This is a genomic window from Paenibacillus sp. Aloe-11 (assembly GCF_000245715.1).
Taxonomy (GTDB): Bacteria; Bacillota; Bacilli; order Paenibacillales; family Paenibacillaceae; genus Paenibacillus; species Paenibacillus kribbensis.
Genome location: NZ_JH601060.1, coordinates 1 through 303, shown reverse-complemented (window position 1 = coordinate 303; position 303 = coordinate 1). Strand labels below are relative to the sequence as shown.

Sequence of the window (303 nt, the reverse complement as noted above, 5' to 3'; positions counted from 1 at the left end):
CATGTTTCAGATGAACTGATCACCCGTTGCAGCGAGCTTGGGGTAGACATCCGCTGTGGCGTATCGGTGCATGGCATGGAGTATACGACAACATGGGAAATTTCCACCTCCTGTGGATTATTCACTGCCGACTACGTATTACTGGCCACCGGAGCCGCCGAAATCCCCGTCCCGCTGGACGGCTGGACGCTGCCTGGCGTAATGTCCATCGGGGCCGCGCAGGTGATGACCAACGTTCATTATGTTAAGCCGGGGGAACGCGGCATTATTGTAGGCATGAACGTCCTGTCCATGGCGATTGCC

Annotated in this window: 1 pseudogene; it reads left to right on the top strand. The window is 56.4% G+C overall.

Features of this window, described 5'->3' with window-relative positions:
* A pseudogene (locus tag WG8_RS28805) lies at positions 1–303 on the top strand (NAD(P)/FAD-dependent oxidoreductase); the annotation flags it as partial.